Source organism: Reyranella sp. (genome assembly GCF_965279625.1).
Classification (GTDB): Bacteria; Pseudomonadota; Alphaproteobacteria; order Reyranellales; family Reyranellaceae; genus Reyranella.
The window spans coordinates 4484922-4506360 of the sequence record NZ_OZ257251.1 but is presented as its reverse complement, the minus strand read 5'-3'; the positions used below and the strand labels follow the sequence as shown (position 1 = coordinate 4506360).

Below are 21439 nucleotides of genomic sequence, written 5' to 3'. Positions count from 1 at the left end.
GTGGCCTGCCCTCGCCGTCTTCAACTGCGTATCACAAGGCGAGACTGCCAGAAGCATAGCAAGGGCGTGACAGCCAGTTCCATCGCCAGCGCGCCGGCCACCGACGGCGACAGCGGATCGCCCAGCATCACGCCCAGGAAGCGGCAACAACCGCCGATGACAACCACTCCAGTCAGGAGACGTATGCGCGCCGCATGGCGCTCGATGTCGGGAATCGCTGCCCAGAAGGCGAGCCCGATGGCCAGGAGCAGCCCCGAGAGATAGCGGCCATGGTTCAGTTGCGAACCAACCGTTCCCGCAGCCGGCTGAAACACGCCCCACAAGCCCGCAACGACCGGCACGACCCCTGCTACGGCAAAGCTTACCTGTGCGGCGCGCTTCTCCATCAGCGACGCGGTATTCATCCAGCCCAGTCCTTTCCCGGCTTGGGGCCGGCTGCTTCCTATACGAAGGAAACAGACGGCGCGATCAGCGGACCGGAAAGGTTCAGGCGGTCCTAGTCGCCGGACGCGATGTTTCTTTCCTTGGCGATGCCCGCGAAGGTGTCGACCGTACGGTCGAACAGCTGGCCGAAGGCCTTCCCGTCGGCCCCTACGGGATCGAAGCCGAGATCGGCGAGCCGCGCGATCACGGCCTTGTCCTGGAGAACGGCCAGCACGGCGGCATGGAAGCGCTCGGTCGCAGCAGCAGGCGTTCCCTTGGGCGCCAGCAGCCCCTGCCAGGTCGCCTGCACGAAACCCGGCGAAATCGTCTCGGCGGCCGTGGGCACATCGGTGAACACCTTCGAGCGCTGTTCGCTGGTGATGGCCAGCGCCACGAGCTGCCCGCCGCGCGCCTGCGGGGCACCCGCCGCGAAGGTGACGACACCGGCGTCGATGTTGCCCGAGATCAGATCCTGCAGCAGGGGTCCGCCGCCGCGATAGGGCACGTGCGTCACGCGAAGATCGCCCGCCGCGCGCAGCAGCAGTTCGCTCGTCAGATGCTGGCTGCTGCCCAGGCCGGGCACGCCGACGTTGAGCTTGCCAGGATTGGCTTTGGCCGCCGCGGCAAACGCCTGCGCCGTGGCGAAGCCCGAGCGCGGGTGGGTGAACAGTCCCTGCGGCCCCGAGATCGCCAGCGTCACCGGCTGGAAAGCCGGATACAGCGCCGGCGTTCCCGCGACGGGCAGCGCCTCGGTCGCTGCAAACGTATCGTTCACGAGCAGGATCGTGTAGCCGTCCGGCTGAGCGCGCGAAGCGCTCAGCGTGCCGACGCGCCCGGCGCTCCCGCCGATATTATCGATGATCACCGTCTGCCCGAGCTGGGCGCTGAGCGGCGCCTGGAGCACGCGGGCGAAGGCGTCGACGCCACCGCCCGGGGGCCATGGCACGACGATCTTCAAGGATCGGTTGGGATAGGCCCCCTGCGCGCGTGCAACGACAGGGGCGGCAAGGGTTGTGGCGGCAAGGCCTGCCATCAGGTGACGTCGCTTGAGCATGACTTCTCCATGCGCCGCCGCGGAAGCGGGGCGTTGGGTTCGATGAACGTTGCGGAGATCAGACGGTGTCGCGCGTCAGCGTCGACACAAAGGGCGGCGAGAGCGAAGAACGATCATGCCCTGAAATTGGCCGCCGTCCGCTTCATGGTCAATGAAACGGGCTCATCGTTTTGCGGCGCACACGCGAACGAAACGTTCCACGCGCGGCGCGCTCATCAGAAAGAGTTGAGTAGGCGAGCGCTTGCGCCATTGCCGCCCGGCCCGGACCGCCCTCCGTGCGAGGTCGGTCGCGAGAGCCAGGCAGGCCGTCATGGCATCAGTCCGCAAGCTCGGTGCGGCCCAGCACCACGTCCTCGTAGACGTGCAGCGACGGCAGGCCGCCGGTATGGATGAACAGAACCTTGGCACCCGGCTTGAAGTGACCCTGGCGGGCGAGCCCGATCAGGCCGGCCATGATCTTTCCGGTATAGACCGGGTCGAGCAGAATGCCCTCGGTGCGCGCCAGCATCTGCACCGCCTCGACCATCTTCTTGTTCGGCACCGAGTACTTCGGCTGCCAGAAGCCGCCGAAGCTCTTCACCGCCGAGGGCGGCACCTTGATGCCGAGCCCGAGCAGGTCGCAAACGGCCTGCGCTTCCTTCAGAACGAGCGGCTCCTGATCGGCGGGATCGCGGCTGACGCCGACGCCGATCAGCGGGATCTTGATATTGTTGCCGAGAAAACCCGCGACCATGCCGCCATGGGTGCCCGAGCTGCCCGAGCCCACCACCACGGCATCGAGCGCCAGGCCCATGTCGAGCCACTGGACCTGCATCTCCTGCACGCAGGCCACATAGCCCAGGCCGCCGATGGCGTTGGAACCGCCGCCCGGGATCACATAGGCCTTGCGCCCGAGCGAGGCCACTTCCTGCGCCACCTTCGACATGGCCTCACCCATGTTGGTGCCGCCGGGCACGACCGTGATCGCCTCGACGCCCATCAGCTCGAACATGAAGTTGTTGCCGCCGGCCTCTTTCTTGTAGCTGCCGGGGACGCGCTCCTCGATCACGAAGCGGCACTTCATCCCTTCCTTGACCGCGGCTGAGAGGGTGATGCGGCAATGGTTGGATTGCGGCGCGCCGCAGGTGACGAGCGTGTCGCATCCCTGAGCCAGCGCCTCGCCCGCCAGGAACTCGAGCTTGCGCGTCTTGTTGCCGCCGGGGAAGAGGCCCAGCAGGTCGTCGCGCTTGATCCAGACATCCGGACCGACGCCGCCCGGGCAGCTGGCGGCGAGGGCCTTGGTGAAGTGCGGCAGGTGTTCGATGGGTGTGGGCGCGTGGGTGTAGATGCGACGCGGAAAACGGGACAGGTCCATTCAATCAGCTCCAGCTAGAAATACGCGCCCTCGCCCACCACCGCGGACGAAGCCTTCAGGTCACTCCGTGATGACACCGCAGACGATGCGGTCGCCGGCATTGCCCGTTGGGTCGGTCTTGTAGTCGTCGACGCCGGCATGAATGATGATCGCCGAACCGTCGGCATCGAACACCGAATTGGGCTGTCCCTTGACCAGCGAGATCATGGAATTGGCGACGTCGATCCTCAGTTCGCCATTGGCCGGGATGTACAGGTTGGGCATGTCGCCGGCATGCGAGCCTTCGGCCGCTTCCATGCCATGCTTCTTGGAGGCCGGATTGAAATGACCGCCGGCGCTGGTGAAGGGGGCCTCGCACTTGCCGACCGCGTGGACGTGGAAGGCATGCTCGCCCGGTGCAACGCCCTTGAGCGACATCTTCAGCAGAACGCCGTGGGGAGTCTGGACAAGCTGGACGATGCCGACATCCTTACCCGCCGCGTCCTTCAGCGACGCCTTTGCGGTCGGGCTCTGCGCCTGGACGGAAAGCGAAAAGGCGGCGACTCCGGCTACGGCAACGAGGCCGCACATCACTCGGGCGAAACGCATCGTTCTCTCCTCCACGGTTGATTTGGAAAGCTACCCTACTCCAGGACCTTCGGCGGCCGGTAGAGCGGAAAACCGTTGAAGGGCTTCGAATTCCCGTGATCTGGCACCTGGTAGAAGGTCGACTTGCCATAGTTGTGCAATCCGCCGTCGACCCGCAGCGTGGCGCCGGTGACATACGCCGCCGCATCGCTCAGCAGATAGACGATCGCACCTGCGATCTCCGACTCCGTGCCATGGCGCTTGGCGGGAATACGGTCCTTCACCGAACGCAACGCCTCGTGCGCGCGCTCGGGATAGCGATCGAAGCCAGACGACGCGATGAATCCCGGGATGACGGAGTTAACGCGGACGCCCGAATGCGCCCATTCGATCGAGGCGCTGTAGGTGAAGTTGGTCTGGCCAGCGCGCGCCGCGCCATTATGGGCCATGCCGGGATTGCCCAGCTCGAAGTCGGCGCCGACATTCACGATGACGCCGCCCTGCGCTTCCATCGAGGCGAGATAGACCGCCTTTGAAACGAGGAAGGTGGCGGTCATGTTGTTGGCGATCACCGCGTTCCAGCCATTCAGCGAGATGTCCTTCAGGGGCGCGGGAAACTGGCCGCCGGCATTGTTCACCAGCCCGTCGATCCGGCCGCTCCACGACATCACGCCGTCGATTGCCGCCTTGACCTCGTCTTCCCGGCGGAGGTCGGCCGAATGGATGTAGGTGTCGGGATCGCCCAACTCCTCCTTCACCCGTTCCAGCTTCTCCATCGTGCGGCCGATGAGAGCGACCCGCGCACCGAGCGATTTCAGCTCGTGGGCGGTACAGCGGCCGATGCCGGAGCCGCCACCGGTGACGATAATCGTCCTGCCGGCGAAGAGATCTGGCCGGAACACGGAGTCGTAGCGCACGCTGGCTGTCATCTTCCTCCCCACGCTTCGATGTGGAGACTATCCCTCCCGGGCGCGCAACGCGACGCGGCCGAGATGGCGTTGCAGGAGGCGCATCAGCGCAAATCCGGCTTGCAGGGTGATGCCGAAACAGAGGATGCCGATGGCGAACAGGACCATCTTGTCACCGAGCGTCGGCATCAGCTCGGCCTCGCGCAGGATAACGGCGATTCCTTCGGGCACACCGATCGCGGCACCGGCGCTCGAGGACATGACCAGCACGAAGAAGGCACGCGTCACGTTGGGCAGGAACAGCAGCGCGCCGAGCGGCGAGCCGTCGCGCAGCTGCCGCAAGGCCTCGCCGCCATTGTCGGCCACATAGGCCGCGGCATAAGGCACCAGCGACAGCGCAACCGTCATGATGCCCGACGGCGCCACGTGGACGCCGAACAGGGTCGCGTCCGAGGGGATGATGTTCAGCAGGAAGAACATGACCACGAAGGTCGGTGCCGCGCGCATCAGGCCGATCAGCGTCGTGGCGATGGCCCCACGCGCGCCGCCCGCCAGCTTCGCCAATGTCAGCAGGCCGCCGACGGCGAGACCGATCAGCAGCGCAATGGCGGCGATCTCGAAGTTGACGACCATGCCGGCCAGCAGTTGCGGGACGAAGTCGGGAGAGATCTTGCTCATGCCGTCACCATCTGCCGGCGTTCGAGCCAGACTCGCAGTTTGTCACACAGCCAGACCACCACCATCACCACGCAGACATAGAAGACGAGCAGCAGCGAATAGGTGCTGGCCCGGCCGCTGGCGAACGAGGTGATGTCGGTCAGCGCGCTCAGCAGCTCGGGCGCGCCGATGAAGCTCGCAATCGGCGTGCCCTTGGCGGCGTTGACGAGAAAGGACACGATCTGGGTCGCCGAGCGGCTGACCGCGCGACCGAACAGGTCGACGGTGGGCGCGGGGGGCCCTCCCCGCTCGGTCCGCAGCGAGTGCATCGCCTCGCCGATGGCCTGCCCTGCGTTGGCCCCGTTCATCAGCCCCAGCGCCACGATGGCCGCACCGATCGCGACTGCCGAGGAATAGGGAAACAGCGCCAGCGCCACGGCCGCGGAAATGACGAGCGTCAGCACGACCGGCGAGGATTGAAGGACGATGGTGAGCGCGCGCGCAGGCCAGCGCAGCAGGAACCACTGCGAACTCTGCAGGGCGCCCAGCGCCAAGGCGAACAGCAGGGTCGCCACGAGCGCACCGGCCACGAGGATCAGGGAATTCACGATTCCCGCCTTGAAGAGCTGCCAGGCGGGCATGGTCTTGAACATCGGAAACTGCACGCTGATGCCGGTGTGCGCCTCCAGCCAAGTTTCGAAGGCGGCCACCTGGCCGGCGAAAGGCGTGGGCTCCAGCGCCGCGCTCAACGCCGGGAGGATGCAGGCCGGGCTGGTGCTTCCGGTATCGGTGTTGCAGTCGGGCCGGTTCCAGACCGCGCGCTGGAGTTCGAGAAAGCCAAGGCTGATGCGATTCTGCTTCGCCACCTCGAGGAAAGTTCCGTCGCGATGGAAAATCTGGCTCATCAGGTCGAGCGCGCGGGCGAGCCGGTCGCTGCCGGTCAGGGCGACGGCCATGCCCCAGGGAAGCTGGGCGAAGCCGAACTTCCTGTCATAGGCGTTCGCAAATGCCGGCTCCGTGAAATAGTAGTCGAAGAAGCTGTCGTCCTGGGCCGCCAGAACGCAGGTCTCGTCGCGCAATCTGTCGGGGAGCACGCCCGCCTCGTCGAACAGCATCAGGCGGGCATTGTGCGAAACGATCTGGGCGTTGGAGTTGTTGCCGATCGTGACGCAGATCGTGCGGCTGGCAATATCGGGCCAGTCCTTGATCGTGAGCCCCTTCGGCCCGACGATGATCGTCTCGGACTGGTAATAGTGCGGACGAATGAAGCGTACCTGGCCGTCGCGCTGGGTATTGTGTCCCATGGTCGCGATGGTGAGATCGATCTTGTCGTCAGCGAGCAGGGGGATGCGGCTCGCGGCATTGACGCGCGTAAACGCCGGTTCGACGCCGAGATGCCTGGCAATCTCGCGCGCCACATCGACGTCGTAGCCCGAGCGGACCTGGCCCTCGCGCGTGCCGAACAGCGGATAGTATTCGCGCACGCCGACGCGGATCTTGGTGTCACAGAAGATGCGCACCAATCTGTCGAGGCCGGGCTGCTCGCAGGCGCCCGGTACCGCGGCGGCGGCTCGTGCCCCATCGATCAGCTTTTTCAGTGCCGCATCCGGGGTCTCGGCGCGCGCCGGCAGTCCAGCACACGCGACGAACCACACGAGCACGACAAACAGAACGCGACGCAGTGCCATGTCAGCCTCGCGTCCCGGCCGTGGCGATTTCCACGATATGCATATCGGCGAAAGCGTGCGGCCCGTAGCGATGGATGGAACGACCCTCCTCCGCTCGCAGAATCGAAGGTGTCATCAGGTCTATCTTCTCGTTGGCGATGTGGACCAGCACCGTCTTCACGATATGCATCGCGAGACCGTACCGTTCGAGAATCTGGCGCGAGCGCCCGACGTCGACGAAGGCGTTGTGGGTGATGAGAGCTCGGCCATTGACCGCGAGATGATCCGACAGGCCCTCGAGGAAGGGATCGAGCAGTTCGCGGCCGTCTATCCCTCCCGAACTCCAGGTCGACAGTCGACCGGACACCTCGAAATGATCCATCGGGAAATGGGGCAGGTTGGCGACGATGAGGTCGAAACGCCGTCCCGCTACCGGCTGCCACATGTCGCCGCGGTGAATTTCCGCATCATGCCCGAGGTCCTGCAGGAGAGCCTGGCCAGTGGCAATGGCATCGTGCTCGACATCAATCCCGCAGAGTGAAGCGGCGCCGAGGCTGCCCAGCACGGCGAGGACGACGCCGCTGCCGCATCCGAGTTCGAGCGCCCGGCCACCGAGCACGCGACTGGGTTCCGCGCGAAGCGCCTGCACCAGTGCCGCCGTGTACTCGCTCGGCCGCAGCGCTGCGACCGCCGGAGAGGACTTACGGACGTCGAACATCGGTCAGCGCGATATCTGCAGCGGCACGAGACGCGAGGGATCGATCGTCGCCAACCGCTTCGCCATCGTGCTGGCAACGGGATCCTCGGGATACTCCGCCACGATTTCCTGATAGCGAGCCAGCGCCAGCGCGTAGTCCTCGGCGACCAGCGCGGTGTAGGCGGCGCGCGTAAGCTTGCACAGGCGGACCGTCGCCTCGTCCGGCTCGAACTCCGGACCGATCCCGTAGGCGCCGACCAGTTCGTAGATCGGCACTTTCGAGCGGCGGCCCTTCACGGTGACATCGTCGACCGGACGCACGCAGAGACGCTCGCCGGCCTCCTTGAAGACGGCGTGGCTGACGCAGATTCGCGTGCCATACTCCTTGTTGATGCCTTCGAGGCGCGCCGCGATGTTCACGCCGTCGCCCATGACGGTATAGCTCATGCGCTCCTTGGATCCGATATTACCCACCAGCACGGCGTCGCTATGGATGCCGATGCGGACGTTCAGCGGCTTCTTGCCGGCCGCCTCCCAGCCCGCGTTCAGCTCCTTCATGCCCTCGCGAATGCGCAGTGCCGCGAAGCAGGACCGCTGCGCATGGTCCTCGAGTAGCGCCGGGGCACCCCAGAAGGCCATGACACCGTCGCCGATGAACTTGTCGATCGTGCCGTGCTCCATGTTGACCGCGTGGGTCACGACGCCGAGATAGGCCGACACGCGCGCCAGCAACTCCTGCGAGGGCACTTCCTCCGACATGGTGGAGAAGGCTTCGAGGTCGGAGAAGAAGATCGTCAGGAATCGGCTGTGGCCGCCCAGTACCAGCTTCTGATCCGAGTCGAGGAGCTGGCGCACGAGCCCCACGGGCACGAAGGCCGCAAACGACTTCACCGCGGAGTCGAGCGTGTCGATGGCGCGCGCGAGGACCGCCACCTCGCGGATCGGCGACTTCAGCGGCGGGAGATTGTCGCCCTCGAGATCCTGGATCTTCGTCACCTTGAGCGCGAGCCGCTCCAGCGGGGTCGAGACGACGCTGGAGAGGAAATAGATGATGCAGATCTGGAGCAGGATCGCGATCACCCCGAACAGGGCCAGCCGCTTGTTCTGCTCGTCAAACGCACTGGTGAAGTCCGCGAGCGGCGTAATGACGAAGAGCTGCCACTTCTTGCCGAAATCGGACGGCAGCGTCGTGAGGCTCGCGATGTAGTGCTCTCCGTGATGCACGAAGGAGAACGTATGCTCGTTGTCGCGCGGCCGGAAGCTGAACGCGATCGCCGGCAGGTCGTCTCCGAGCGACGTAATGTGTTGCAGCTCGACCTTGCCGTTCTGGCTCGTATAGGTCTTGGTCCGTTCGGAATTGGCGATGACCCGGCCCTGATGATCGAGGATGTAGGACTGGGTGCCCGGGCTGATCTTGCGCTCGGCGAGATAGTTGGACATCCCATCGAGCGTAATGTCGGCCGCGGCGACGCCGCGCAGCACGCCGTCCGCGTAGAAAGGCGCGCCAACCGTGAAGCCGACCAGCCCCAGCGTCGCGAAGACGTCGACATCGCTGACCGAGAGCTCGCCGGTCTGCTGCGCGGTGCGATACCACAGGCGCGCACGCGGATCGTACGAGGTTGTCTGCTCGGAGCTTCCCAGTTCCCGGCGGTCCTTGTCGAGGAACAGGTAGTGATCGAGGGGTGCAGACCCACTTCGCGGCGTGATCCATCGGTCGGCCCAGCGAGTCCCGACCGGCGGCAGCTTGCCCTGGATCTCGACGGCCGGATCGATCTGCCGGGCCTGACGGAAAGCCCCGTCGCTCAGGCCGACATACATGCTGATGATGCGATCGCTGTGCTGCAAGATGCTGAAGAGATATTTCACCGAGCGATTCTCTTCGAAGAATTCCGGCTGCTCGGAGCCGAGCGCGGCGGCACTTCGCACCAGCGACTTGATCGGGTCGAAGAGATGCTGGATGTTTTCGATGGCCTCGGTACTGAAGCGCCCGATGAGCTCGCCGGCGTTGTCGCGCGCGATCTTCTCATTCGAGACGTAGTTCACCGCAACGATCGCGAAGAAGACCGGCACCGTCAGCAGGACGAACAAAGTCAGGATGCTGGGACGCAGCCGCAGATTTTTCGCGAAGAGGCTTGTCATTGCGCGGCGTGGGACATCCTGGGAGGAGCGGAAGAAGCACTATAAATGAAAGGAGAATCAGCGTCCACGCGCCCTCCCGCCGCGCCCAGGGTTATCGCATATGAGGCAGAGGTCCCTCACTCCGTTCGGGATGGCACCGTTGTTTGATCAGCGCACGGCGCAATTCCCAACAAAAGTCTCATCGCGGGCGGGGTACCCCCCGCCCTGGAACGGAGTGCGGGACCTTTCACCTTCTTGGATGCGCCAACTACTTCGGCCCTTCTAGGCCATATGCGATGGCCTCATGCCGCGCCCCTCACGCGGGGGTCGCCTCGAATGCCAATCGGTCTCCCGCTGATAGGCGTGTCCCGCCGCGAGGATGAGGCCTTCTTCGAAGGCCTTTCCCACGATCTGGAAGCCCACCGGTACGCCGTCAGCGGTCATGCCGCCGGGAAGGGTCAATGTCGGGTGACCGCTGAGATCGAAGGGCGCCGTGTAACGCAGTCGTTCTGCGACGACTTCAGGATCGCGACCCGCCGCCAGCAGCGCCTCGGTCGACCAGACGGCCCTGCCCATTACCGGCATCAGAAGCAGGTCGACCGATGCCAGAAGCCCGTTCAGCTCCCCGGTGAGGGCCGCACGGCGCAACTGCATCCTGGCGAGTTCCATTGCCGAGAGACGACGGCCGTGATCGAGCAGTCCGGCCAGGACGGGACCGTACTCGGAGGCCCGCGACGGATAGGTGGCGTCGTGCGCCACGGCCGCCTCGACGCCGCACAGCGGGACCCAGTCGCGCGCGCCCTGGTCGAAGCCATCGGGCAGTTTCACCTCGACGATCGCCGCTCCCGCCTTCGTCAGCGCCCCGACGGCGCCGTCGAGCGCGCGACGTGCGTCTTCGTCGAGACCCGGCATGTTGGTGGCCAGGCCGATGCGTCTGCCACGCACGCCCTGATCGATCGACGCGGCATAGTCGGGCACGGGCAGGCCGACCGCGGTCGGGTCCTCGGGATCGGCGCCCGCGATCACGCCGAGGACGATCGCGGCATCAAGGGCACTGCGGGCCATCGGGCCGACATGGTCGAGCGACTCGGCGAGCGGAAAGACGCCGGCACGGCTCACGCGTCCCCAGGTTGGCTTCAGCCCCGACAGCCCGTTCATCGTCGAGGGAAAGCGGATCGATCCGCCGGTGTCCGACCCGAGCGAGGCAAAGCAGAGACCGGCCGCGGTGGCGGCGCCGGAGCCCGACGAAGAGGAGCCTGTCCAATAGGCTGCGTTCCAGGGGTTGAGCGGCGCGGGGATGCTCGGGTGATGCGCGCCATAGGCACCTTCGGTCATCTGCAGCTTGCCAAGGATAACCGCCCCCGCCTGCTTCAGGCGCGCAACCACGGTCGCATCGCGCGACGGCACGTTGCCGCGATGGATCGCCATGCCGGCCGCGGTCGGTACGCCCTCGGTGTTGCAGAGATCCTTCACCGCGATGGGCACGCCATGCAGTGGCCCACGCGATGTGCCGGCTTCTGTCTCCGCATCGAGGCGCGCAGCATCGGCCAAGGCACGGTCGGCGGTCACGGTCGCGTAGCTTCCGAGCGTGGAATCGACCTCCCCGATCCGCCGGAGCATCGCGCCGGTCAACTCGACCGAGGACAGTTTGCGGGCCTTCAGGCGCCGCGCGACCTCGTCGAGCGACAGATAGTGCAGATCGGCTGGCATGCGGACTCCCTCACAGCGACTTCTCCATGACCTGGATATGTTCGCCGCGATAGTCTCGCTCCTCAAGCGCCCGCCAGCCCAGAGCCTCATAGAGGGAGGCGGCCGAAGTCGTGAAAAGGTAGAGGCGCTCGTATCCGATGCGCCGGGCCGCCTCCTCGACCGCGCCGACCAATGCTGACGCGATGCCGCGGCGGCGGCGCTCGACGGGAACGTAGACGCTTGCGAGCCAGGGATTGCGCGGATCGCCTTCGAGGTCGTCGAAGATCAGGGAAGCGGTGCCGACGATACCATCATCGTCATCCAGGGCGACGAAAGCGATCGGCACCCGGTCCAGGTTCATTTTGCCGCGAATCCGAGCCCGGCGCTGGTCGAGCGTCTCTTGGGGGTTGAGATGTCCCCACTCGTCGAAGCCCCAGACCGAAACCTGTTCGGCCAGATCGGGACGTTCGACGAGGGGAACGATTCTCATGCGATCAGTCGACCGCCTTGAGGTTGACCGCCGCCGAGCGGCCGCGCTCGGTGGCAATCTCGTAGTCGATCTTCTGGCCTTCGTTGAGGCCGTTCAATCCTGAGCGCTCGACCGCGCTGATATGGACGAACACGTCCTTGCCGCCGTCATTCGGCTGGATGAATCCGAAACCCTTCGTGGCGTTGAACCACTTGACGGTGCCTGTAGCCATGTCTCTCTCCTGGGCAGTTGAACGAGCAAACAAATGCGCGCTGGCGGAGCGCTCGCTGCTACCGCCTTCGACAACCTGGAATTTGGGGTGAAGCTCACGAGACGATCCGGGGCCGCTGGTAGCGGGGCCGTCAAAGCAGGGCCAAGTTCGGAGTCGTAGGGTCGCATATGAAGAACGTAACGCCGCCACCTCAAAATGGCTCCCGGCGATCGTTTACATTGTAGCGCCAATTTTCCACGGCTCGAACTCGTCGTCTCCGATACCCAGCACTTCAGACTTGGTTTTCTGGCCCGAGGCCGTGGCAAGAATAAGGTCGAAGATGCGGCGTCCGTTTTCCTGAATCGTCTCCTCACCGTCGACGATCGTTCCGCAATTGATGTCCATGTCGTCAGTCATGCGCCGATAGAGGGCGGTATTCGTTGCAAGCTTGAGTGAAGGTGTCGGCTTGCAGCCGAACACGCTGCCGCGCCCGGTCGTGAAACACAGAACATTGGCGCCACCTGCGACCTGGCCCGTCGCGGACACCGGATCGTAGCCGGGCGAGTCCATGTAGACGAACCCCTTCGCGGTGATCGGCTCCGCATACTTATATACGTCGACCAGATTGGTGGTGCCGCCCTTCGCCACGGCGCCCAGGGATTTCTCGAGAATGGTCGTGAGGCCGCCAGCTTTGTTGCCGGGCGAGGGATTGTTGTTCATCTCGCCGCCCGTGCGGGCGCAATGCTCTTCCCACCAGCGGATACGCTCGACGATCTTCTCGCCCACTTCCTGGCTGACCGCACGCCGGGTCAGCAGATGTTCCGCGCCATAGATTTCCGGAGTTTCAGAAAGCACCGCCGTCCCGCCGTTGCGCACCAGCAGATCGACCGCCGCCCCGAGCGCCGGATTTGCCGAGATGCCGGAATAGCCGTCCGAGCCGCCGCACTGCAGCGCCAGAATCAGCTCGCTGGCTGGAATGGCCTCGCGCTTCACGTCGTTGGCTTCGGGCAGGATCTCCTTCAGAAACCCGACGGCGCGCATCACGGTCTTGGAGACGCCGCCTTCGTCCTGGATCGCCATGGGAATGAGCTTCGGCCCTTCCTTGAGGCCCTCCGCATTCATCAGACCGGAAATCTGATTGGTCTCGCAGCCCAGCCCGAGCACCACGACCGCTGCCATGTTGGGATGCTTCGTATAGCCCGCGAGTGTGCGGCGCAGCACGTCCATCTCGAGACCCGACGCGGCCATGCCGCAACCACCGCCATGCGTCAGGGGCACGACACCGTCGATGTTCGGGAACTCCGCCAACAACGGCTCGAGCTTCGACGCGATCATGCGGCTGGTCGCGGCCGAGCAATTCACCGTCGTCACGATGCCGATGTAGTTGCGCGTTGCAGCGCGACCGTCGGCGCGACGATACCCCTGGAAGGTGGCGGGCGGGACGATGAACTCCGTCGGGTGGGAGTCGGCGCAAAACGCGTAGTCGCGCTCGAAGTCGCCCATCACGCAGTTATGCGTATGGATGTGCGTTCCGGGCGGGAGGTCCTCGGTCGCGAACCCGATGATCTGATTGTACTTGCGCAGCGGCTCGCCCGCCTTCACCGCCCTCGTGAGAATTTTGTGACCGGGCGGCACGCTCGTGGCCGCCGCGACGTCTCCCTCGATCGCCGTGCCGGGCAGGACGTCCATGCGCGCCACGACGACGTTGTCGGCGGGATGCAGTCGAATGGTGAGCGGCGCCGTCATATGTGTTTCCTCCGGGGTCGTCGCGCTCCGGCGACATTCCTCATCAGACCTTAGTACGCCGCCAGCCGGCGGCAACCGCTTCCTGCTCGCTGCACAACCATCGCTCGCCCCGCGTGGATCGATCACGGTCGGCCTTGCAGGAGCGGCAGCCGTGGGCACGATAGCAAAGAAAAAACGGGGCGCCCAAGCGCCCCGTCTCTTCAGCTTCGTCCCAGCGACCCAGGTCTTAGCCCCAACCCGGAGTCCAACCCGGCGCCGGGCGCTGGTTTATCCAGCGGCCATCGACCCAGACCTGGCGACCGTGATGCCAGGTCCAATAGCCCGGCGCCCAGACCCGCTGAACCGGCGGCGCGTAATAGCGCGGCGGTGGCGGCGCATAGTAACGCTGCGGCTGGGGTGTCCCGATCCAGACGCCGAAGGACTGGGCGGCTGCCGGTGTGAAGACCGCGGGTGCGAGCGCCGCCGTCGTGAAAGTGGCGGCGGCGGCGAGTGCGGTGAGAGCGATACGCTTCATCATTGTCTGCCTCCGTTCTGCGCGGCAGCAACGCCGCGTCATACAGAGATACGCATTGGGACCGCCCAACGTGGCCCTCTCACCTGAGGAATTAGCGCGCTCTTTCGGCCGCTTTTCCGCCACGCTCAGGTTGCGCCGACGAGCAGAATAATCACGCCCGCCACGCTCACAATGATGCCGAGCAGTCCCACGGCATGAAGCCTCTCACCGCGCAGAAAGATCCAGCTCATCACGACGCCCATGAGCGGAAAGAGCGCGACCAGCGGCGCGACGACGGTGATCGACCCCAACCCGAGCGCGGCATAGAGGAGAAAGGTGGCGCTGCCATTGGCGAAGCCGACGGCCAGGAACCATAGCACCCCGCTGCGGATCGCCGGCCCTTCCCTCAAGGCGCGACGCCCGACCAAAGAGAAAATCACGACCGTCGAAAGCGCATAGCCGATGGCTGCAGCCGCCAGAGGCTCGGGCCACATAGCAAGCCCCGTCTTGATCGCAGGCTGAATGGCGCCACGCACCAGCGCCGCCGCCAGCGGCAGGCCAAGCACCCAGACCGACCAGTGGCGGCCGCCGGTACCACCGCGCAGCGCCAGCAATGCCACGCCGCCCACCACCATCGCCAGGCCGGCCAGTTGCAGGAGGCCAAGATGCTCACCAAGGAACAGCACCGCCCCGAGCACCGCGAAGATCGGCGTCACATTGCCCACGGCTCCAGCCACCGCCGGTCCGAGCCGTTCGTTCGAGCGCACCGACAGGATCGACACCACGACAGGGAAGATGCAGCCGACACCGGCGAAGATCAGCGCCGCGTCGAGATTGAAGGTGCTCCAGTCCACGAACACGATCGCGGCCATCCAGGCCACGACCAGCGCACCGCCGATCGAATAGAGCGGCGACCGCCAGGAGGGCATCGTCCGCAAACCGAACTGCGTCAGAATCAGTGCCAGTGCGAAGCAGAACGCCGCGCCCAAGGCGAGGATGGCCGCACCGCTCATCGTCTGCTATGTCCGCGCGCTTCGAGGGACGACGAGGATAAAATGGACACGCTCACCTACTGGAACGGCACCTGGCACGAGGGCAACCCTGCAATCCTGGGGCCGCGCGACCATGCCTTCTGGCTGGGCTCCATGGTATTCGATGGCGGCCGCGCCTTCGAGGGGTGCGGCCCCGACCTCGACCTCCATGCGGAACGGGTGGTGCGCTCGGCCCGCGCGATAGGCCTGAACCCGACCCAGACGCCGGAAGAGATCCTGAAGCTGATGCACGAAAGCGTGCGCCGCTTCGGCCCCAAGGCCGAACTCTATGTCCGCCCCATGTTCTGGGCCGGCAAGGGCGGCGCTGGCCCCATCTCGGTCGATCCGGACTCCGCGCAATTCCTGCTCTGCACCTACGTCGCGCCGATGCGTGCGGGCACGCCGCTGACGCTCGGCCTTTGCCGCAGCATTCGCAGGCCCGCGCCCGAGACCGCGCCGACCGATGCCAAGGCGAGCTGCCTCTACCCCAATTCCTCTCGCGGTGTCGCCGAGATGCTAAAGCGCGGCTTCAACAACGGCGTCGTGCTCGATCCGCTTGGAAATGTGGCGGAGACCTGTAGCTCCAACCTCTTCATCGCCCGCAATGGCGTGGTCGCGACGCCGGTGCCAAACGGCAGCTTCCTGGCCGGCATCACGCGCTACCGCACGATCAAGCTCCTGCGCTCGGCGGGCATCACGGTCGAGGAGCGCACGATCCGTCCGGCCGAGTTGGAAGAAGCGGACGAGATGTTCACCACCGGCAATGCCGGCAAGGTGCAACCGGTCAGCCGTTACGAGGATCGTGACCTGCAGCCCGGCCCAATCGCCGCGCGGGCCCATGACCTCTACATGGCCTTCGCCCGCACCCAGCGGGTGATCTGACGGGACGACCGGTCAGCGTCGCGCTTGCAGGCCGGGGGCGAATCGATACTGTCCGGCCATGACTGCAGCCGAGCGCGACACGAGCTTTCTTGCCGGGGGCGGCGAGATGGGCGCGCTCATGCGGGCCCATGACTGGAAGGCCACACCGCTCGGAGACCCCTCCGGATGGCCGCAGTCGCTACGGACCGCCGTCCGGCTGCTGCTGAACTGCGGCCACCCGATGTACATCTGGTGGGGTCAGGACCTCATCTGCTTCTACAACGACGCCTATCGGCGCTCGATTGGCCCGGAACGCCATCCGTCCTCGCTCGGTCAGCCGGGCCGCGCCGTATGGCAGGAGATCTGGCCCATCATCGGTCCGCAGATCGAGCAGGTGATGGCGGGCCGCGGCGCCACCTGGAACGAGAACCACCTGGTCCCGATCACGCGCGATGGCCGTCGCGAGGACGTCTACTGGACCTATAGCTACAGCCCGATCGACGACGCCAATGCCCCGTGCGGCGTCGGCGGCGTGCTGGTCGTCTGCAGCGAAACCACGCAGAAGGTGCTGACCGAGCAGCGGCTCCTGGCCGAAATCGAGCGCCAGCGCCGCATGTTCCAGAAAGCTCCGGGCTTCATCGCCGTCCTGAGCGGCCCCGACCACGTCTACGAGTACGTGAACGAAGCCTATGTCGCCATCGCCGGCCAGCGCGACTTCATCGGCCGCAGCGTGCGCGAGGCTCTTCCGGAACTGGAAGGCCAGGGCTTCTACGAGCTGCTCGACGGCGTTTACCGAACGGGCGAGCGTTTCATTGCCCGCGCCATGGCCGTTCGCCTCGCCGCCGATGACAGCACGCGCTTCATCGACTTCCTCTATGAGCCGATGCGCGACGAGGCCGGCGAGGTCTACGGCATTTTCGTCGGCGGTCACGACATCACGGCCCACAAGGACGCCGAGCGCCAGTCCCTGTTGAGCGAGGAATCGCTCCGGCTGACGACCGAGGCGGCGGAGATCGGCATCTGGGACGTCGACTTCGTCACCAACACACTGACCTGGTCGCCCCGCACCAAGGCCATGTTCGGCTTCGCGCCCGACGCCGTCTGCACGCTCGACGACTTCTACAGTGGCCTCCATTCCGAAGACCGGGACGCCACCACCCGGGCGTTCGGTGCGGCCCTCGATCCCGCCATCCGGGCGACCTACGACGTGCAATACCGGACGATCGGTCACGACGACGGGCTGGTCCGCTGGATCGCCGCCAAGGGCAAGGGCCTGTTCGACGTGAACGGCAAGTGCTACCGCGCCGTCGGCACCGCCATCGACATCAGCGCGCGCAAGCTCGCCGAAGCGCGTCACGCCTTCATGCTCGGCCTCAGCGACGCGCTGCGCGGAAACGATACGGACAAGGCGTTGAACGAAGCCTGTGCGCTGATGGGCAAGTTCTTCGGAGTCAGCCGCGTTGGCTACGGCCATCTCGACCCGGTCGAGGACGTGTTCGACTATTCGGTATGCTGGACGGACGGGCGCGCCCAGCCGCTTCTCGGCCGCGTCCCCGCCCGCGCCTTCGGCATCAAGATCGTGAAGAAACTGAGTGCCGGCGAGACCGTCGTGGTGGGCGATCTGCAGACCGATCCGCTGAGCGACGAGGCTGAGACGCGCGCCACCGCCCGGGCGGTGGACACGCGCGCCATCCTGGTGGTGCCTTTCGTGCGCGCCGGCCGCCTGCGCACGATCGTCTACCTGAACGACCGGCCGGTCCGGCACTGGCAGGCCGACGAGGTCGCCTTCATGGAAGAAGTGGCCGAGCGGACCCGACAGGTGATCGAACGCGGCGAGGCCGAGGCGGCCCTGCGCGCCCTCAACGCCACGCTCGAGGCGAGGGTCGAAGCTCGCACGGCCGAACTGCGCGCGACGGAAGATGCGTTGCGGCAGGCCCAGAAGATGGAGGCGATCGGCCAGCTCACCGGCGGTATCGCGCACGATTTCAACAATCTGCTGCAGGGCATCACCGGCAGCCTCGACCTGGTCCAGCGACGTATCGGCCAGGGCCGGCTGGGCGACCTCGACCGTTTCATCACCGGCGCCATGACCTCGGCCAATCGAGCCGCCGCCCTCACCCATCGACTGCTGGCCTTCTCGCGCCGACAGCCGCTCGATCCCCGCCCCGTGCATGTCAATCCGCTGATCAGCTCGATGGAAGAGCTGCTGCGGCGGACGCTGGGCGAGAGGATCGAACTCGATTTGCGGCTGGCCGGCGGACTGTGGTTGACGCGCTGCGACTCCAATCAGCTCGAATCCGCGATCCTGAACCTCGCCATCAATGCGCGCGACGCCATGCCCGAAGGCGGACAGCTCACCATCAGGACCCGCAACAGGGAGGTCGATGAAACGACGGCCGCCGCACATGCCGACAGGTCGATCGGTGACTATGTCTGCATCTCGGTCAGCGATAGCGGCACAGGCATGGATCCCGATACGAAAGCCCGCGCGTTCGAGCCCTTCTTCACGACCAAGCCGATGGGCCAGGGCACCGGCCTCGGCCTGTCCATGATCTATGGATTTGCGCGTCAATCCGAAGGCTATGCCGAAATCGAAAGCGAGCCCGGCCGCGGCACGACGGTGCACCTGTGCCTGCCGCGCTTCCACGGCGAAGCTGACGACGAGTCCGAGGCGGACGTGAGCCGGGCCGCTCCGGCCGAAACCGGCGAGACCGTCCTGGTGATCGAGGACGAGCCGGTGGTCCGCAACCTGGTCGTCGAGGTGCTGTCCGATCTCGGCTATCGCGCCATCGAGGCGGTCGACGGCCCTCAGGGGCTGGAGATCGTGCAGTCGCCGCAGCGTATCGACCTGCTGGTCACGGATGTCGGCCTGCCCGGCCTCAACGGTCGGCAGGTCGCGGATGCAGCCCGCTCACTCCGTCCCGACCTCAAGGTGCTGTTCATGACAGGCTACGCCGAAAACGCGGCGCTCGCGGCCGGCTCGCTCGATGCACGTATGACCATCATTACCAAGCCGTTCACCATGGACGCTCTGGCAACCCGGGTGCGCGAGATCATCGAGGCGAAGTAGGCGAGCATCGCTGCCCTCGTCACGGCATGATGCTTGCTCCGCTCCGTCAGGACTGACACTGAACCGCCTCAGTCTCCGTGAATAGAATGGATTAAGCCCAGATGTCCTCCGTCGAGCTTCCCCTCGCGCGCTTCCTTGCGCGTTGCCATTCCGACTTCTCGAAAGACGATAGCGGCGAAGTCGCCTCCTACATTCCCGAACTGGCCCTCGCGAATCCCTCGGACTTCGGCATTGCCGTCACCACGGTCGACGGCTTCGTCTACGAAATCGGCGACAGCAACGTCGAGTTCACCATCCAGTCGATCTCCAAGGCTTTCGTCTTTGCCCTCGCCCTCGAGACGGTCGGCCCCGATCGCGTCGAAACCGTCGTGGGCGTCGAGCCGAGCGGCGACGCGTTCAACTCCATCCGGCTTCGATCCGACAACCGGCCCTTTAACCCGATGGTCAATGCCGGCGCGATCGCCTGCACCAGCCTGATCTGCGAAAACGAGGGCGATGGCGCCTTCGCGCGGCTGCACGACGCGCTCAGCCGCTTCGCCGGACGTCGCCTCGACGTGGACGAGGCGACTTTCCAGTCGGAGCGGGCGACGGGCGATCGCAACCGCGCCATCGCCTATCTCCTGCGCAATCACGGCGTTCTGCTGGGCGACGTCGACGAGGTTCTCGACGTCTACTTTCGCCAGTGCGCTCTGCGCGTGTCGGCGCGCGACCTCTCGGTCATGGCCGCAACCCTCTCGCACAAGGGCCGCAATCCGCTGACCGGCGAGCAGGTCGTTTCGTCCTACGCCGTCGCGCGCACGCTCTCGGTCATGACCAGCTCCGGCATGTACGATTCGGCAGGCCGCTGGGTCTATCGCGTCGGCATCCCGGCCAAGAGCGGCGTGGGCGGCGGCATCGTGGCGGCGCTCCCCTCGCAACTCGGCCTCGGCACCTATTCGCCGCGCATCGACGACCAGGGCAACAGCGTTCGCGGGCTACGCACCTGCGAGGCCCTCTCGACGCACTACGGCCTCCACATGCTCAACAGGGTCGGCGACGTGCGGACCTGCATCGCGGCCAGCTACGATGTCGGCAGCGTTTCGTCCCGCCGCAACCGCCGGCCACGCGAGCAGGCCATCCTGGAAGCTCACCACGCCAAGTGTGCCATCGTGGAGCTCACAGGGGCGTTGAGCTTCGCGAACGCCGAGTATATCTCGCGGCGGGTCCGCGGCCTGCCGCCCGAGTTGGCTTATCTCATCGTCGATCTGCGTCGCGTGCCCTCGGTCAGCGAGGCCGCACTCCAGCTGATGGCCGACATCCTGGACGACCTCGCTCGTGCAAAAGTCGATGTCGTATTCTGCGGCATTCCGAAGGGTACCCCCGTCGAAGCCGCTCTTGGAGAGTGGCTGGCCGGCAAAGCCGGTGTGCGCAGCATCACCTTGCTCGACGAAGCCATCGAGTGGGCGGAAGATCGCATCATTCAAAGCGCGGCCGGAGCGCTCGACGTCGAAAAGCCCGCCGCCCTCGCCGAACAGCAACTGCTGGCCGGTCTCGACCCGACGGCACTGACGGCGCTTTCCGAGCTGATGACCCCGCACGACTACCGGATCGGCGAGCGCATGATCTCGGCCGGCGAGCAGGCCACCACGCTGCTGTTCGTCGTGAGCGGCGTCGTGAGTGTCAGGCTGCCGGGGGGCCTGCGTCTGGCGACGCTGTCGGCAGGCATGGCGGTCGGGGAGATGGCGCTGCTCGAAACGACAAGATCAGCGGACGTCTGGGCCGACACCGCGGTCGCATGTCTCGAACTGTCCCTCGATGCCTTCGCCAGCTTTCGGAATCTCCATCCCCGTGCCTGCGAGCATATCATGGGCAACCTTGCGCGCTTGCTCGCCAAGCGCCTCATCATCGCGAACACCAAGATCGAAGTTCTGGCGTCCTACTGAGGCCGGAGAGCTGCGGCTTCCGCCCGGATGCGGATCCACATCACGGCGGCATTGAGCGCCGAGAAGACGAGCCCGTACGCCGGCAGACCGAAGACCAGCGGCAGCACGAGCATCTCGCCCGCCACCACCCAGTAGTTCGGGTGGGACACGAATCGATAGGGTCCGCGCTGCACCAACGGTGCCCCCGGCAGCACAATGATGCGCGTCGTCCAGCGTTCTCGCAGTGAGGCGATCACCCAGAGACGGCCCAGCTGCAGCATGATGAAGATCGCAAGCCAGGGCAGGCTGAGGTCCTGCTCCAGCGGAGCGCGATACACCGCAACGTACCAGAGGCCGAGCAGCCAGAAGGCGTGCAGCGCAACGATGAGCGGATAGTGCGCCGCGCCCACTTCATGTGCGCCCTGCGCCAACAAGTTACGGGTATTGCGACGGGCCAGCACGAGCTCACCCAGGCGCTGAGCCATGACGAGTCCCAGGATCAGCGCGGCCCAATCCATTGCAG

At 65.7% G+C, this 21439-nt stretch carries 19 protein-coding genes; 3 read left to right on the top strand and 16 right to left on the bottom strand.

What is annotated here, in order from left to right:
- Positions 1–20 precede the first annotated feature (20 nt).
- The 15 genes from ACQY78_RS21915 to ACQY78_RS21845 all read right to left on the bottom strand — a co-directional run bounded on the left by ACQY78_RS21915 (position 21) and on the right by ACQY78_RS21845 (position 15066).
- Complete coding sequence (locus ACQY78_RS21915) at positions 21–404, bottom strand: DUF4345 domain-containing protein (protein ID WP_428678674.1); 384 nt, start codon at positions 402–404, stop codon at positions 21–23.
- 92 nt (positions 405–496) lie between these two features.
- The gene (locus ACQY78_RS21910; RefSeq protein WP_428678671.1) at positions 497–1477 is read right to left on the bottom strand and encodes a Bug family tripartite tricarboxylate transporter substrate binding protein; all 981 of its coding nucleotides are present in this window, start codon (positions 1475–1477) and stop codon (positions 497–499) included.
- Positions 1478–1793: 316 nt separating this feature from the next.
- Positions 1794–2831, bottom strand: coding sequence for a D-cysteine desulfhydrase (locus ACQY78_RS21905; RefSeq protein ID WP_428678668.1), 1038 nt, complete (start codon positions 2829–2831; stop codon positions 1794–1796).
- A 60-nt stretch (positions 2832–2891) separates the two neighbouring features.
- Positions 2892–3419 carry a superoxide dismutase family protein gene (locus tag ACQY78_RS21900; RefSeq protein WP_428678665.1) on the bottom strand — a complete coding sequence of 176 codons (528 nt, stop codon included), beginning with the start codon at positions 3417–3419 and terminating at the stop codon, positions 2892–2894.
- 35 nt (positions 3420–3454) lie between these two features.
- On the bottom strand, positions 3455–4327 hold the full coding sequence (locus ACQY78_RS21895; RefSeq protein ID WP_428678663.1) for an SDR family oxidoreductase: 873 nt from the start codon (positions 4325–4327) through the stop codon (positions 3455–3457).
- 27 nt (positions 4328–4354) lie between these two features.
- Entirely contained in the window at positions 4355–4984 is a 630-nt protein-coding gene (locus ACQY78_RS21890) for a hypothetical protein (protein ID WP_428678660.1), read from the bottom strand.
- The gene (locus ACQY78_RS21885; RefSeq protein WP_428678657.1) at positions 4981–6651 is read right to left on the bottom strand and encodes a transporter substrate-binding domain-containing protein; all 1671 of its coding nucleotides are present in this window, start codon (positions 6649–6651) and stop codon (positions 4981–4983) included. Before ACQY78_RS21885 ends, ACQY78_RS21890 begins: the two co-directional genes overlap by 4 nt.
- A gap of 1 nt (position 6652) precedes the next feature.
- Positions 6653–7279, bottom strand: coding sequence for a methyltransferase domain-containing protein (locus ACQY78_RS21880; RefSeq protein ID WP_428678655.1), 627 nt, complete (start codon positions 7277–7279; stop codon positions 6653–6655).
- 72 nt (positions 7280–7351) lie between these two features.
- The gene (locus ACQY78_RS21875) at positions 7352–9466 is read right to left on the bottom strand and encodes an adenylate/guanylate cyclase domain-containing protein (protein ID WP_428678653.1); all 2115 of its coding nucleotides are present in this window, start codon (positions 9464–9466) and stop codon (positions 7352–7354) included.
- A gap of 261 nt (positions 9467–9727) precedes the next feature.
- Positions 9728–11155, bottom strand: coding sequence for an amidase (locus ACQY78_RS21870; RefSeq protein ID WP_428678650.1), 1428 nt, complete (start codon positions 11153–11155; stop codon positions 9728–9730).
- A gap of 10 nt (positions 11156–11165) precedes the next feature.
- Positions 11166–11624, bottom strand: coding sequence for a GNAT family N-acetyltransferase (locus ACQY78_RS21865; RefSeq protein ID WP_428678648.1), 459 nt, complete (start codon positions 11622–11624; stop codon positions 11166–11168).
- A gap of 4 nt (positions 11625–11628) precedes the next feature.
- Complete coding sequence (locus ACQY78_RS21860; RefSeq protein ID WP_428678646.1) at positions 11629–11835, bottom strand: cold-shock protein; 207 nt, start codon at positions 11833–11835, stop codon at positions 11629–11631.
- Positions 11836–12048: 213 nt separating this feature from the next.
- Positions 12049–13560, bottom strand: a complete 1512-nt coding sequence (locus ACQY78_RS21855; protein WP_428678644.1) for a UxaA family hydrolase — start codon at positions 13558–13560, stop codon at positions 12049–12051.
- A gap of 226 nt (positions 13561–13786) precedes the next feature.
- Positions 13787–14077: a hypothetical protein gene (locus ACQY78_RS21850; protein ID WP_428678642.1), complete on the bottom strand. Its 291-nt coding sequence runs from the start codon at positions 14075–14077 to the stop codon at positions 13787–13789.
- Between the two features lie 122 nt (positions 14078–14199).
- The gene (locus ACQY78_RS21845; RefSeq protein ID WP_428678640.1) at positions 14200–15066 is read right to left on the bottom strand and encodes an EamA family transporter; all 867 of its coding nucleotides are present in this window, start codon (positions 15064–15066) and stop codon (positions 14200–14202) included.
- Positions 15067–15108: 42 nt separating this feature from the next.
- On the opposite strand from ACQY78_RS21845, the gene ACQY78_RS21840 reads away from it, so the two are divergent.
- The 3 genes from ACQY78_RS21840 (at position 15109) to glsA (ending at position 20937) form a co-directional block, all read left to right on the top strand.
- Positions 15109–15966, top strand: a complete 858-nt coding sequence (locus tag ACQY78_RS21840; protein WP_428678638.1) for a branched-chain amino acid aminotransferase — start codon at positions 15109–15111, stop codon at positions 15964–15966.
- Positions 15967–16024: 58 nt separating this feature from the next.
- Positions 16025–19015 carry an ATP-binding protein gene (locus tag ACQY78_RS21835; RefSeq protein ID WP_428678636.1) on the top strand — a complete coding sequence of 997 codons (2991 nt, stop codon included), beginning with the start codon at positions 16025–16027 and terminating at the stop codon, positions 19013–19015.
- 101 nt (positions 19016–19116) lie between these two features.
- Complete coding sequence (glsA, locus tag ACQY78_RS21830) at positions 19117–20937, top strand: glutaminase A (RefSeq protein WP_428678633.1); 1821 nt, start codon at positions 19117–19119, stop codon at positions 20935–20937.
- Here the strand turns inward: glsA and ACQY78_RS21825 are convergent.
- Entirely contained in the window at positions 20931–21434 is a 504-nt protein-coding gene (locus ACQY78_RS21825) for an isoprenylcysteine carboxyl methyltransferase family protein (protein WP_428678630.1), read from the bottom strand. The two genes, glsA and ACQY78_RS21825, sit on opposite strands and share 7 nt — an antisense overlap.
- Positions 21435–21439: the final 5 nt, after the last annotated feature.

Bases quoted from the DNA above. Each gene is read 5' to 3' on its own strand.
- ACQY78_RS21825 (WP_428678630.1), bottom strand. From the start codon at position 21,434: ATGGATTGGGCCGCGCTGATCCTGGGACTCGTCATGGCTCAGCGCCTG.
- ACQY78_RS21845 (WP_428678640.1), bottom strand. From the start codon at position 15,066: ATGAGCGGTGCGGCCATCCTCGCCTTGGGCGCGGCGTTCTGCTTCGCA.
- ACQY78_RS21905 (WP_428678668.1), bottom strand. From the start codon at position 2,831: ATGGACCTGTCCCGTTTTCCGCGTCGCATCTACACCCACGCGCCCACA.
- glsA (WP_428678633.1), top strand. From the start codon at position 19,117: ATGTCCTCCGTCGAGCTTCCCCTCGCGCGCTTCCTTGCGCGTTGCCAT.
- ACQY78_RS21890 (WP_428678660.1), bottom strand. From the start codon at position 4,984: ATGAGCAAGATCTCTCCCGACTTCGTCCCGCAACTGCTGGCCGGCATG.
- ACQY78_RS21915 (WP_428678674.1), bottom strand. From the start codon at position 404: ATGAATACCGCGTCGCTGATGGAGAAGCGCGCCGCACAGGTAAGCTTT.
- ACQY78_RS21885 (WP_428678657.1), bottom strand. From the start codon at position 6,651: ATGGCACTGCGTCGCGTTCTGTTTGTCGTGCTCGTGTGGTTCGTCGCG.
- ACQY78_RS21900 (WP_428678665.1), bottom strand. From the start codon at position 3,419: ATGCGTTTCGCCCGAGTGATGTGCGGCCTCGTTGCCGTAGCCGGAGTC.
- ACQY78_RS21855 (WP_428678644.1), bottom strand. From the start codon at position 13,560: ATGACGGCGCCGCTCACCATTCGACTGCATCCCGCCGACAACGTCGTC.
- ACQY78_RS21850 (WP_428678642.1), bottom strand. From the start codon at position 14,077: ATGATGAAGCGTATCGCTCTCACCGCACTCGCCGCCGCCGCCACTTTC.
- ACQY78_RS21895 (WP_428678663.1), bottom strand. From the start codon at position 4,327: ATGACAGCCAGCGTGCGCTACGACTCCGTGTTCCGGCCAGATCTCTTC.
- ACQY78_RS21865 (WP_428678648.1), bottom strand. From the start codon at position 11,624: ATGAGAATCGTTCCCCTCGTCGAACGTCCCGATCTGGCCGAACAGGTT.
- ACQY78_RS21835 (WP_428678636.1), top strand. From the start codon at position 16,025: ATGACTGCAGCCGAGCGCGACACGAGCTTTCTTGCCGGGGGCGGCGAG.
- ACQY78_RS21840 (WP_428678638.1), top strand. From the start codon at position 15,109: ATGGACACGCTCACCTACTGGAACGGCACCTGGCACGAGGGCAACCCT.
- ACQY78_RS21870 (WP_428678650.1), bottom strand. From the start codon at position 11,155: ATGCCAGCCGATCTGCACTATCTGTCGCTCGACGAGGTCGCGCGGCGC.
- ACQY78_RS21875 (WP_428678653.1), bottom strand. From the start codon at position 9,466: ATGACAAGCCTCTTCGCGAAAAATCTGCGGCTGCGTCCCAGCATCCTG.
- ACQY78_RS21860 (WP_428678646.1), bottom strand. From the start codon at position 11,835: ATGGCTACAGGCACCGTCAAGTGGTTCAACGCCACGAAGGGTTTCGGA.
- ACQY78_RS21910 (WP_428678671.1), bottom strand. From the start codon at position 1,477: ATGCTCAAGCGACGTCACCTGATGGCAGGCCTTGCCGCCACAACCCTT.